Source organism: Leptotrichia buccalis C-1013-b (genome assembly GCF_000023905.1).
GTDB lineage: Bacteria > Fusobacteriota > Fusobacteriia > Fusobacteriales > Leptotrichiaceae > Leptotrichia > Leptotrichia buccalis.
Genome location: NC_013192.1, coordinates 1903400 through 1916276 on the forward strand (window position 1 = coordinate 1903400; position 12877 = coordinate 1916276).

General features: G+C 30.0%; 11 protein-coding genes. 5 read left to right on the top strand and 6 right to left on the bottom strand.

The genetic code is table 11. The features are described 5' to 3' along the window. Positions 1-9: 9 nt before the first annotated feature. The gene (locus LEBU_RS08950) at positions 10-477 is read right to left on the bottom strand and encodes a hypothetical protein (RefSeq protein ID WP_015770016.1); all 468 of its coding nucleotides are present in this window, start codon (positions 475-477) and stop codon (positions 10-12) included. Between the two features lie 224 nt (positions 478-701). On the opposite strand from LEBU_RS08950, the gene efeO reads away from it, so the two are divergent. The 5 genes from efeO (at position 702) to LEBU_RS08975 (ending at position 5692) form a co-directional block, all read left to right on the top strand. Then, the gene (efeO, locus tag LEBU_RS08955; RefSeq protein ID WP_015770017.1) at positions 702-1583 is read left to right on the top strand and encodes an iron uptake system protein EfeO; all 882 of its coding nucleotides are present in this window, start codon (positions 702-704) and stop codon (positions 1581-1583) included. 240 nt (positions 1584-1823) lie between these two features. Continuing rightward, the gene (efeB, locus tag LEBU_RS08960) at positions 1824-3062 is read left to right on the top strand and encodes an iron uptake transporter deferrochelatase/peroxidase subunit (RefSeq protein ID WP_015770018.1); all 1239 of its coding nucleotides are present in this window, start codon (positions 1824-1826) and stop codon (positions 3060-3062) included. Next, positions 3040-4740, top strand: coding sequence for an FTR1 family iron permease (locus LEBU_RS08965; protein WP_015770019.1), 1701 nt, complete (start codon positions 3040-3042; stop codon positions 4738-4740). The genes efeB and LEBU_RS08965 overlap by 23 nt, the downstream gene beginning before the upstream one ends. 35 nt (positions 4741-4775) lie before the next feature. Beyond that, positions 4776-5489, top strand: coding sequence for a twin-arginine translocase subunit TatC (gene tatC / locus LEBU_RS08970; RefSeq protein ID WP_015770020.1), 714 nt, complete (start codon positions 4776-4778; stop codon positions 5487-5489). A gap of 2 nt (positions 5490-5491) precedes the next feature. Further along, positions 5492-5692 (top strand): twin-arginine translocase TatA/TatE family subunit, encoded by a 201-nt coding sequence (locus LEBU_RS08975; protein ID WP_015770021.1) that lies wholly within the window; start codon positions 5492-5494, stop codon positions 5690-5692. A gap of 154 nt (positions 5693-5846) precedes the next feature. Here LEBU_RS08975 and holA read toward each other — a convergent pair whose 3' ends face one another. The 5 genes from holA to LEBU_RS09000 form a co-directional block, all read right to left on the bottom strand. Next, a complete protein-coding gene (holA, locus tag LEBU_RS08980) occupies positions 5847-6830 on the bottom strand; it encodes a DNA polymerase III subunit delta (protein ID WP_015770022.1) in 984 nt (327 codons plus the stop codon). Between the two features lie 71 nt (positions 6831-6901). Then, positions 6902-8845 (bottom strand): DUF2207 domain-containing protein, encoded by a 1944-nt coding sequence (locus tag LEBU_RS08985; RefSeq protein WP_015770023.1) that lies wholly within the window; start codon positions 8843-8845, stop codon positions 6902-6904. 34 nt (positions 8846-8879) lie between these two features. Further along, complete coding sequence (locus tag LEBU_RS08990; protein ID WP_015770024.1) at positions 8880-9446, bottom strand: LemA family protein; 567 nt, start codon at positions 9444-9446, stop codon at positions 8880-8882. Between the two features lie 16 nt (positions 9447-9462). Next, positions 9463-10275 (bottom strand): hypothetical protein, encoded by an 813-nt coding sequence (locus LEBU_RS08995; protein WP_015770025.1) that lies wholly within the window; start codon positions 10273-10275, stop codon positions 9463-9465. After that, complete coding sequence (locus LEBU_RS09000; RefSeq protein WP_015770026.1) at positions 10259-12850, bottom strand: DUF2339 domain-containing protein; 2592 nt, start codon at positions 12848-12850, stop codon at positions 10259-10261. The genes LEBU_RS08995 and LEBU_RS09000 overlap by 17 nt, the downstream gene beginning before the upstream one ends. Positions 12851-12877: the final 27 nt, after the last annotated feature.

Sequence of the window (12877 nt, forward strand, 5' to 3'; positions counted from 1 at the left end):
ATTTTATTGTTATTTATAGTAAAAATATTCATTTTCTCTGTAATTTTTATGAGAACGATTGTAATATGCCAGCTTTTCTACTAGAACTACAGTCTTTCCTCTTTTTAGATTACTATGCACTTCTTCTGAAAGATCTTTTCCCACAACATGAATTTTTTTAATTTGAGCATTTGCAGGAATAGCAGGATGATCCCAATTTATTTTTTTGTTAGGATTTACTCCGACACACGCTGCATTAATATCTACGTGATTCATGCTAAGATTTTTATCGTAAAACGTTCTGTGACTAGTTACAAAACATTGCTGATTCCTAATGTAATTCATTGTACCACTTTCCAGATCCTCTACAATAGTTGCTGGTAAATGCTCAACTGGTATTCCCTTTTTCTTCATTTGTAATTTGGCCAAACTGTTGAACGAAAATAAAAAAATACAAAAAATAAATAAAAATTTCATAGATTTTATATTGTTTTTCATAATCATTCTCCTCCTTTTATTAATTATATAATAATTTTACCATATAATTTCTTTAATTTAGTATGTTTTTCCTTTTAATTTATATATATTTAAATAAAAAATTTTTAGTTCTATATAAAATGTTCTCAAAACAAAAAAATTTGATATTCAAATATTTTTACTTTACAAATAATAAAATAATGAGTATAATTATATAGCAAATATAAATTAGGAGGAATTTTTTTATGAAAAAAATTGGGATATTACTACTTATAGGAGCATTAGTAGTAATTAGCTGTGGAAAAGGAAATACAGGAAAGGAAGAAGGAAAAGCTGGAACAACAGCTGGACAAGCTGCTAATCAGGGAAAAACTGATTTAAGCAAGGAAACTGCTGAATATAAGAAATATGTTGAAGGTCAGATTGATATGCTTTTAAAAGATACAGAAAACTTTGCACAATTATTAAAGACTGGAAAATTAGACGAAGCTAAAAAAGTTTATCCGTTAATCCGTATGGCTTATGAAAGATCTGAACCTATTGCTGAAAGCTTTGGAGAATCTGATGTTAAGATAGATTATCGTCTTGTTGACTTTAAGGAAGAATTTAAAAATGAAGAAGGATGGAAAGGTTTTCATAGAATTGAAAAAATATTGTGGGAGCAAAACACTACAAAAGGAACTGAAAAATACGCAGATGATCTTGTAAACGACATTAAGGAGCTAAAGGCAAAAATTGCTACAATTGAAGTAACGCCTGATTTAATGGTTACAGGAGCGATTGACTTGTTAAATGAAGTTTCGACTCAAAAAATTACTGGAGAAGAAGAAGTGTTCTCGCACACTGATTTATACGACTTTAGAGCAAACATCGAAGGAGCTCAGAAAATTTTTGAATTATTCAGACCTAAATTAGAACAAAAAGATGCTAAGCTTGTAACAACTTTAGATACTGAATTTAAAGCTGTAAATGCACTTCTTGATAAATACATGACTGATGATAAGCATTACAAATTATATACAGAATTAACAAAAGAAGATACAAAAGCTCTAGCTGAAGCAGTTACTAAACTTGGAGAACCTTTGTCGCAAATGGGAATTGTAATAGATGCAACTCCTAAGAAATAATGTACTTATTCGGTAACTAATAGACCTGTTCGATAACTATACAAACTTAGAATTTAATAAAATAAATATCTTGAAGTAAGGGGTCTTGACCCCTTGTATAGATAAAAAAACTTAGGTTATCAAACATATCTAATATGTTTAACTATTATTAAATAGGGAATTAATTCCCTTTGTTAAAATTAACATTTAGATTATTGAACACATCTAAATAAAACTTACAGTATAAAAAGAGGTAAAATAATGAGTGACGAAAATGATAAAAAATGGTTTGATAAAAAAATATCACGTCGTGATTTTTTGAAAAAAGCTGGAATGGTAGGAGCTGGAGCCGCAATTGGAGCAAGTGGAGCTAGTGCGATTTTTGCCAACATGTTCAGCGGTAAAGCAAATCAGGTTGTTGGAAATGAAAAGATTTCATTTTATGGGGAACATCAGTCAGGAATTGCTACTCCTGTTCAAAAAAACGTCTATTTTGCGGTATTAGATTTACATTCTATGGACAAGGAAGAAATAAAGCAGATGTTTAAGGACTGGACAGATTATTCTGAAAAACTTATGAAAGGTGAACTTGTAGCTCCAGAACTTGCAAATCATCTAGTTCCTCCACTGGATACAGGAGAAACAGTGGGACTAAATCCATACCGTTTGACAATAACTTTTGGAATAAGTCCGTCTTTTCTGGATAAATTGAAGATGGATAATAAGAAAATGGAAGAATTTAAGGATTTGCCACATTTTCCGAGAGATCAGATAAAGGACAAGTATAAAGGCGGAGATATTTGTATTCAGGCTTGTGCGGATGATGCACAGGTAGCATTTCACGCTGTGAGAAATCTTGTTCGTAAAGGTCGTGCCTTAATTACTTTAAAATGGACTCAAGCTGGTTTTTTACCAATTGGTAATGGAAAAGAAACTCCAAGAAATCTTTTTGGATTTAAAGATGGAACGGAAAATCCGAAAAATGATAATGATTTTAAAAATGTTGTCTGGTATGATAAAGATAATTGGCTGAAAAATGGGACTTTTCTTATTGTAAGGCGTATTCAAATGCATCTTGAAACGTGGGATAGAACTAATTTGCAGGAGCAGGAAAATACGTTTGGAAGGTATAAGGAAAGCGGGGCTCCCTTTGGAGAAACAGACGAATTTGCAACAATTGACATAAATAAAAAAGGACCAGACGGAAAACCAGTTCTACCAATTGATTCACACGTTTATCTTGCCAAAAAAGCTGACGTTAAAATAGCACGTCGTGCCTTTTCTTATTCTAATGGAATAGATGAAGTGAGCGGACAGTTTGACGCGGGACTGCTATTTATATGTTTTCAAAAACATCCTGATCAATTTATAAAGATTCAGAACAGCCTAGGAAACGATGATAAGTTGAATGAATACATTACTCACGTTGGAACAGGAATTTTTGCTTGTTTTGGAGGGATAAAGAAGGGAGAGTACATTGGGCAGAAATTATTTGAATAAAAAAATAAGTACAATGCTATTTTTGTGCTTTATGCTATTCTTCGTGAATATTATTGCAGAAGAAAGCTATAGCGGACTTTACATAAAAATTACAGACACAACAACGGCAATAAGAAACAATAATCAAAATGAAGCAAAAAAACTTTTTTCTGAAGTAAGAGATGAATTTAAAAAGGTTAAAAATGCTGATTCTACGCAAGGGAAAAAGGTACAGGAACTTTTAAATAAAGAAAAAGCTGTATTGTCAGAAGATGACCTGAGAGAAGTTACAACAGCACTATTAGCTTTTGAAAAAGAGCAGAATCCTGTTGACGATAATGAGGAAAAGAAAAAGTTCCAGTCAAGAATGAATCCTGCTTTAGATGTGCTGGAAAAAGCAATTCAATCTAAAGATGTGGAACTTATGAAAAAAGAATATCTGAAATTTAATGGCGTATGGACAAGGAATGAAAGTTTTATAAGAAGCAGAAGTATTCCTTACTATGGAAAAGTGGAAACTGCAATGTCGTTTTTGAGAAGCTCTATGGAAGTGGAGCCATTTGATTATGACAACACAATCAATTCTTTTAATGACTTGAAATCAACAATACGAGACTATTTAGATGGCAAGAAGATAGAAAATAATGTTTCAAGCACAATTACACTAAAAGAAGCTGTAGATATGTTGAAAGATGCGTTGGAAGCCTTTAAAAATGGAAATAAATCTAAAGGTCAGTCAAAAGTGAAAGAGTTTATTCAGGTATGGCCTACGGTTGAAGGCGATGTAAGTACGAGAAATTCAGCTTTATATACAAAAGTGGAAACACAGACTCCAATAATCATGGTAAAAGGTAGCGAAAAAGAGTATCAGGAACAATTACAAGGATTAATTACAGAATTATCACAAATTGATACAAAAGCACAATATACGTTTATTGATGCAATGTTTATACTTCTTCGTGAAGGTGTGGAAGCACTTCTTATTGTTCTGGCATTGGTAAGTAGTTTGAAAGCTGCAAATCAGAAAAAAGGATTACGTTGGGTGTATACAGGAGCTGCTGCTGGAATTTTGGCAAGTGTGGTAATAGCATTTGCTCTTCAGGCTTTATTTCCTGCGGTATCTTCAGGAACAAATCGTGAAATTTTGGAAGGATTTGTAGGAATTTTTGCGGTTATAATGATGATTGGGATTGGATTTTGGCTGCATAGTAAATCATCCTTGAAATCTTGGCAAGATTATATTGACAGAAAAATGGATATTGTATTAAGTACAGGAAGTTTTGTTTCAATGTTTGTACTTAGTTTTCTTGCGGTATTTAGAGAAGGGGCAGAAACAATATTGTTTTATGTAGGAATTTTACCGTTAATTTCATTACAGAATTTGATTATCGGTATTGTAAGTGCGATATTGATATTAATTATAATTGCACTTGTTTTAATATACGCTTCTTCAAAAATAAAAATACATCAAGTGTTTTTTGTACTTACGTGGACAATTTATTTCCTTGCATTTAAAATGCTTGGAACAAGTATTCACATGCTGCAAGTTGTGGGGATTTTACCGTTACACGTAGTTCATTTTATACCTACAATGGAAATTTTGGGAATTTATGCAAATATGGAAGTATTTATTAGTCAATTAATTTTAATTGTGATTATCGTGATTGCTGCGTTGATAAAAAAGAGAAAAGATAAATAAAAATTTTAAAAGATAAAATATCGGAAAGGAATAGAATGGCTAAAATTGACGAACAGACGCTTGTAGAACATTTGAGCGAATTTAGGAAAAGACTCATTATTACAATTATATTTTTTATTGCGGCTTTTTTAGTAAGTTTGCTATTTTGCTCCGATATTTACAAATTACTGACAGCTTCATTTAAGCAGAAGCTCACAGTTCTTGGGCCTAATGATATTTTGAGCATTTATTTAATGCTGGCTGGGATATGTGCTTTTAGTTTGACATTGCCTTTTACAAGTTATCAGCTATGGGCTTTTATTCGGCCTGCTCTTAAGGAAAAGGAAGCTAAGGCAATTTTATCTTATGTGCCTGCAACTTTTATATTATTTATTACAGGGTTGTCTTTTGGATTTTTTATAGTAACACCTGCTTTGCTAAATGTTTTATTATCTTTTGGCAATGATTTGTTTAATATTCAACTTACAGCAAATAATTATTTAACATTTGTATTACATACATCATTACCGCTTGCTGTAATATTTGAATTGCCCGTTATTGTGGCATTTCTAACATCGCTGCATATCTTGACACCGCAATATTTGATAAAAAACAGGCGATATGGCTATTTTATTTTACTGGTAGTCGCAGTCGTTTTGACGCCAGCTGATTTTATAAGTGATTTAACGATGGCGGCACCATTGATTTTACTTTATGAAGTGAGTATTTCTGTTTGTAAATATGTCTATAAAAGAAGGAGGGATGATTAAAAATGGGAATTTTTAGAGATATAGGAGCACCAGGACTAATAGTTCTTATACTTGGGGCATTACTTATTTTCGGACCAAAAAGACTGCCTGAACTGGGAGAAGCTATAGGAAAAATGATTCGGGAATTTAAAAAATCAGTTTCTGGAATTGAATTAGAAAACGATAATACCAAGAATGTTGAGGAGAAAAAAGAAGATAAATAAAAAATTAGAAATTTTTAAAACTAAGGTTTAATTTAACAATGCAAATTAACTACTCCCACTTTTATAAGTGGGAGATTCTTAAAAAATGGTTACTTTTATTAGTCATTATATATTTACTAATCTCTTTGAGCTCTTGTCTTTGCTTTATATTTTATTATTTTTTCTTAAATAATGAACAAATCTCCATTATTAACATTTCAACTCCAGTTTCCATCTCAATTTTTCCCCTCTTTATATCTTTTTCGATTTCCCAGCATCTGAAAACTAATGCTTTTAAGCTAGAGTTTGTATAATTCTGTTCCAATTCCAGTTTTTTGAAAATTACATATGAATTTGGAATTCTGTTATTGGATTTAAAAATGTCTTTTATTTCTTCAAATTCTATTTTAAAAGCATTATAATTTCTGCTGAATCTTCGTCCTTTTAGTTTTAATGAACTTATTTTATACATTGTTTCAAGCTCATTATAAAGTGAATAAAGAATGCCCATGTATTCTTTTTTCTGCTCTAAATATCTCATTACATCAGCTGGATTATTTAATAATATGTTTCTTGTCATTTCATAAATTTGATATTCTTTCTCGATAGATACGATATTTTTAATTTTTTCAATATCAAACTTTTCTCCATCCAGAAAAACTTTTATTTTTTCCACTTCATTTCTTACTTTAAAAGGATTTCTTCCTATCATTTCAAGCAATACTGACACATCTCTTGCATTTATATTCAGCTCATTTACAACATAGGCTTTTATTTCCTTTTCACTTTCCTTTTGAAATAAAAAAACTTTCATTTGCTTATTTTTGCTAAATTCATCTAGCAACTTTTTTAATTTTACTCCAAATTTCCCATCTTCCTTGTCATAATCAATAATAATTTCCTTATTTACAATTTCAAGATTTGCTATGTATTTCAAAATTTCCTCAATATTTTTGAGCTTTTCTGCTCTTTTTAATACAACCAGTTCCTGATTTGCAAACATTGAATTTATATTTATTTTTTCCAAAAATTTTTCATTTTCCTTCAAATCCACATCAAAAAAACTTTCACTAATTCCAACATTTTCTTTGCGAATTTGTTCCAAAAGTTCAAAATACTTAAATTCTCTCTGTTTTTTACCACCAATAAAATAAATCATTTACTTTTATTTCCTTACATCTTATTTATTAATTTTTAATTTCTAAACAGAAGTGCATAAAGCCAGTATTTCTACCAGCTTCCTCCACCTCCTCCACCAGAACCTCCGCCGGAGAAACCATCATCATTTGAAAATCCGCTGCCACCAAAACTGCCACCATTTGAACTCCCACTATTATTTCTCATAGTGCTGAATTTTTCTTCTTTTATTTCATCATACGCATTGTTGTATCCTCTTGAAATCATATTTGACAAAGCGAAACCAGCATATGTGCTAAAACATATTCCTTGATTTACATAAGAATATGTATTTTCATCAAAATTATAAAGTTTTATTGTATTTTCCATCAATTTTATCGCTTCATTTTTTACTCCCAGAGCTACCGCATAAGGTAATATTTCTTTAAAATAAGCTACTAATTCATCTACATCAGTAAATTTCATAATTTGATTTGCTTCAGCAGTCTTTATGTACATTTTCATTCCTTCTAAATATTCTTTTTTTCTCATTCCATCAACTGTATATTTTCCAATAGATCTAGAATAAATAATGTGCATTGTTACAATTATTCCTATAACAATAAAATTTAACCCTCCATATAATATTGCAATAAATAAAATTACTATCCATTTAATAATTTTCAGAAATTTATTCTCATTTCCATATATTTCCTTTAAAATTGAAAAAATAGCATTTGCAATAAAACCAAAAATTGCGGCAACTATTACAAGAGAAATTACTCCATAAATATTACCTGCTGTTCCGCTATTCGCAGTTGATGATATCATAAAAGTTACAATTATTCCCAAAATAAAGGCAAAATTAAAAATTTTGTTATCCTTGTAAACTTCCTTTTTGTATTTATTTTTAAATAATTTCAATATTTTATTTGAAGCATCATAAAGGCTTCTTTCTTTTTTGAATATATACCCAGTATCAGAAAGAGAATTAAAAACAATCTTTTCTTCATTAGCTAATTCAGGCTTGCTCCTTTTACTGTTAGACAATGTATATTTTACATTTCTTCCATTACCTTCCTCATCATCAGCTTCAACATAACCTTTAGAAAGTAATGAAAGCACTCCAATTGTCAATATTTCCTTAGGTTCCCTTACACCATTAATGTACGCCGCATACATGGCTGAAATATCCTTAGGTATGTTAAATTCAGGAACAATTGCCTTTTTACCCACATCTCTTCCAAATATATACCACGTTATAAATCCATAAATTGCCAGAAGTATTATTACAAGAGGCCCTGCAACAATTAAAGGATGGGCATAATAGAGTGTCTGCAATTTATCCCAAAATGTTGGGCTTATATTATCTGTTTTTAAATTTAGGCGAAAACTCAGTCCATTATATGCCTGCAGAACCTTTTTTGTTTTAATTTCAATAGTTCCATTATTTAAATTTGAAATATAATCTTTTCCGCTTTGTCCGTATTCACCTGTAAAAATATCTAATTTACTAATTTCATTTTCTGTTACAGGCTTTCCGTTTCCAAATTTTATATTCACAATAGCTTTTTCAATAGGAACTTTCCAAAATTGCCCAATCGCATTAAAATATACCTGATAAATTCCATTTTTTTCAAATACTGCATTATATATCACATAGTTAAACTCATATTTGTTTATACCTTTTTCTACAAATTTATTTGCAGAGCCTACCTTGTATCTGATTCCTTCGTCAAAAAGCTGTGTTGAATATTTTTCTGAAATGCCATTTCTCTTTACCAAATTCATTTTTATATAAGATCTGTAAATATCCACGCCATTTTTCTTTGAACGTAAGGGAATATCTCTGTAAATCCCATGCTTTGCCGCACCGTCAAATTCATAGTCAATTACTTCATTTACTGTCAAAGTTCCATTTTTATTCATCTGAACTGTAACTTCATAATTTGTTATTCTTTCAGCGATTAATGATTTTGTACTTAAGAAAAACAATATGAAAAATGCAAAAATTATTGAAAAAATATTATTTAATTTTCGGTTTCTAAAAGTCTTCATAATAAACCCTCTTCTTAAAATTTATGTGAAAAAATTAAAACTTAACTTCTGGAGCCTTTTCTGCTCCTTCTACAGCATTAAAGAACTCAGCTTTTTTAAATCCTAAAAATCCACCTATTATATTATTTGGAAAAGTTTCCACAAAAGTATTTCTATCTCTTGTTGTGCCATTATAATATTTTCTTGAACTTTGAATTTCTGTTTCTATTTGAGTCAGTTGAGATTGCAAGCTCAAAAAGTTTTCATTTGCCTTCAATTCTGGATAATTTTCCTGTAACATCATTATTGATCTTAATGTTTTTGTCATTTCATTTTCAAGTTTTTGAATTTTTTCAATATTATCAATATCCTTTGTATCAATCGACATCATTTGACTTCTTAATTTTACCACATTTTCCAGCGTTTCCTTTTCATGTGTTGCATAACCTTTAACAGTATTAACAAGATTTGGTATCAAATCCAGTCTTTTTTGCAAATATACGCCTATTCCACTCCAACCTTCCTCATTCAGATTTTTTAGTCTAATATATTTATTATAAATTCCCATTCCAACTACAACCAAAACTACCAAAATTCCTATTAAAATAAATACAATACTCATAATTCATTCTCCTCTTCTATTTTTTATTTTTGCCTATTTTCCTTATCATAAATCCTATCAAGACTATTACGACAAATCCTATAAAAACATTATAATAAACCGTGTAATCTTTTGATTTTGAGATATTATTTCCCTCTGATTTTTCCAATTTTCCTACCAAAACTTCATCTCGTTCTTTTATTGAATCGACAAATTCTACAATATCATATTCAGGCTTTTCCAAATTTTCATTTCCAAAAGTTATTTTATAATTTTCTCTTTCCGTTACCTTAAACACAACCCTGTCTGGAACATAATTTCCTGTCACTTTTTTTATTTTCAACGGAAAATTATCCTTATTTTTTATTTCAATAATTATCTCTTTTAATTTAGGAACATTTTCCAAATTTATCGTCAAATTTTTCTTTTTTCCAACTTTAGAAATTATCCCTTCACTATAAAAATTATTCCCATCTCCCATGGAATACTCTCTCTGAAATTCATCATCCACATCCATAACAATACTTTTTAACGGCAAAAACTTACTTTTAATTTTCAAAATCGTACTTTTCCCATTTTGCTCAACTTCATAGCCCAAATTAACTTTCACATTATTTTTATTCTGATTTTTCAAAGTTTCAATCGCATAAGGAACTTCCTTTCCAGCATTATCAATTATCCGTATATCTCCAAGATTATTTTTACTATTCTCATAAATATCCTCTGTCAAAAAAAATTGCTTGTATGTAGACTTTCCTGTTATTTTTATAGTTTTAAAATACTGGCTGGAAAAAAGTTGAACAATTGTTATTAAAAATAAAAACAATATTATTTTATTTATTTTCTTCATTTTTCTCACCCTTCCCAAAATCCGTGTCACTTAAGCTCTCTTTCACTTCCTGCTCCAATTTCTTCAAAGCTGTCTGATAAATATAAGAAGTTCCAATCAAAATAGCCCCCATACTAAAGTAAGCAATCAGCTTATAGGAATTATCAAATCGTAAGAAATCCAAAAGGAAACTTTTTGCCACAAAAAATATTCCTATTCCAAGCCCAATTCTTCTAACATTTCTATTCGGCACTTTAAACCCTTTCCAGACTAAATATCCACATAGTAGCAGTCCAACTATATCCAAAGCTAGTCCAGCTCCTAAAATTAATACACCTGAATGTTCATATATTCGTAAAATAATATTTGCTACACAAAGGAAATATATTGATTCTCCAAATATCCACAATGGTTTTTTCTCATTTTTTCTGAAAAAGCATAAATGAATATCATTTTTAGCCACAATAAACAAATAAAGATTTACAAAAATTAATAAAATTAAAGATAGTAGATAACTTATTGGTATTTTCTCTTCTTGCACATTCCAGCTCCAACCAGAAATATATAAGATAAAATTAATCATATTTATGAATAGTAAATAAATTATTTCAATTATTACTAAAAATTTCAAACTAAAACTATCTTGTAATTTTTTTATTTTATATGTTACCAGTCTTAAAGTAAAAAGTGAAACTAAAATGCAGAATAATGCATCTTTACCATAATTTATCGTTTCAAATGAAGTAACAACATTAAAAACAACTTTATTTATAAAAAATATTGAATATGCAAAAATCAGATATTTAAATATTCCATTTAAAATCCTAATTTCGGTCTTGTAGCTTTTTTGTTTTATCAAGAAGTAAAGCACAAATGAAAAAGATATTATCATCAAATCCTGAATATACACAAGCAAATATTTTTCTTCCCGCACAATCAAATTACTCACTAGTGAAACTAGATAAATCGCAATTGTCCCATATCGCATTTCTTTGTTTTTATATTTTCTATAAAAGAAATACAATAGTGCAGTTTCAGCACCCCACGCAACCACAACAAATTTTTCTGGCACAATTAACGGGATAATTAGGATAAAACTTCCTAATGCCACGATATAAAATATTTTTGCAACTTTATTGTCCTTGAGCCTGTCGCCAAAAAATCCATAAATTACTCCAACTGTTCCAACTAATATTGCTTTTAGCCAACTTGGCGTTGTATTGTCAAACAGGCTGTAAATCAATAAAAATTTTATAATTAGATTTAAACTTAGAAATATATAGTCGATTATGTTACTTTGACGATTTTCTTTTTTGTGAGAATTTAGGAAAATAAAACTGTATGCTGTTGTAAAAATTACGATGTAGAAAAACGCCGTAATCTTGTCATGAATACTATGATTCAAATAATAAACTAGCCCCGTCATATTTACTACACCTGTAACAAATCCAAAAATCTTGCTGTATATCCAGTCCTTTTTCCAAGAAACTCCAAGCACAATTCCCTGCAAAATCAAAGAATATGCCAAAACATAATAAATCTGGACGTTGCTCTTATTCACCCAAATATAAGCTCCGTAAGGCAAATATCCACCAATCAGCGACAATACTCCTATTATCTGGCTATCATATCGCAATGAAAGAATCACAACTAGTCCTGTCAATATTACTGATATAAAAAGTCCCGCTGTCATTGGATAAAGTTTGAGATATAACGTAGAAAGAAGCGTAGTCAAATAAAGAATACCAATTCCACCGCCAATCAGCCCAACTGCAAAATGCTTTTTATTTTTCTGATAAAATTTTTCTCCAGCAAAAAGAAAAAACATCCCAAGCAAATACGAAGCCGAACTTTTTACATAATTATTTGCCAGAATTTTTGCAAACTGTATCCGAAATACTAAAAAAACTCCCAAAAAGATTGATATTATCCCCAAAAAGTTAAAACCTTTCAAACCAATAAGTTTTTCAAATACAAATCTTTTTTTCTCTCTTTCAAAAAGGAATTCCCCTTCCTTCAAAGCCGTTTCTTCCTTTATCTTATTATGAAATACCGAAGATTCCTCTTGAAGAAATACCTTATTTTCAAAAGTTTTCCTATTACTTTTCTCTAAAAAATCACCAATTTTCCCATCAATTTTTTTTAATTCATCTCTTAATGAATCAGCTTCATCTGAAAATTCACAAGAAAGATTTCTTTCCAGCATTTTAACTTTTCTCTTCATTTCCTCTGCATAATTAGAAAGCCTTCTAGTCACTCCACTTTCCAATTCCACATTCATCTTCTCAGCCAAAATATTCTGAAACTTATCAATCTCACCATTTCTCCTAACCTTTTTCGCTTCCTTCAATTCCTCAATAAGCACTGCATTACTATTTTTAAGCCTTCCAATTTCCTCTTCCCTAACTTTCATCTTTTCATGAAATGCCTTTAAATCTTTTGATAGCCTTTCATTCTCTTCCAAGAGTTCCTTTTCCCTGCTTATTCCAGCCTCATTTTTTATATTTGCAATTATTGATTCTATCTCCGAATTTAATTTCCCAATTTCCTTATATTTATTCTCAAGATTCTCTAATTCTTTTAGTTTGTCAATCATTGTAAAACCACCTCAAAACTCACATTT

Bases quoted from the DNA above. Each gene is read 5' to 3' on its own strand.
- LEBU_RS08950 (WP_015770016.1), bottom strand. From the start codon at position 477: ATGAAAAACAATATAAAATCTATGAAATTTTTATTTATTTTTTGTATT.
- efeO (WP_015770017.1), top strand. From the start codon at position 702: ATGAAAAAAATTGGGATATTACTACTTATAGGAGCATTAGTAGTAATT.
- efeB (WP_015770018.1), top strand. From the start codon at position 1,824: ATGAGTGACGAAAATGATAAAAAATGGTTTGATAAAAAAATATCACGT.
- tatC (WP_015770020.1), top strand. From the start codon at position 4,776: ATGGCTAAAATTGACGAACAGACGCTTGTAGAACATTTGAGCGAATTT.
- LEBU_RS08975 (WP_015770021.1), top strand. From the start codon at position 5,492: ATGGGAATTTTTAGAGATATAGGAGCACCAGGACTAATAGTTCTTATA.
- holA (WP_015770022.1), bottom strand. From the start codon at position 6,830: ATGATTTATTTTATTGGTGGTAAAAAACAGAGAGAATTTAAGTATTTT.
- LEBU_RS08985 (WP_015770023.1), bottom strand. From the start codon at position 8,845: ATGAAGACTTTTAGAAACCGAAAATTAAATAATATTTTTTCAATAATT.
- LEBU_RS08990 (WP_015770024.1), bottom strand. From the start codon at position 9,446: ATGAGTATTGTATTTATTTTAATAGGAATTTTGGTAGTTTTGGTTGTA.
- LEBU_RS08995 (WP_015770025.1), bottom strand. From the start codon at position 10,275: ATGAAGAAAATAAATAAAATAATATTGTTTTTATTTTTAATAACAATT.
- LEBU_RS09000 (WP_015770026.1), bottom strand. From the start codon at position 12,850: ATGATTGACAAACTAAAAGAATTAGAGAATCTTGAGAATAAATATAAG.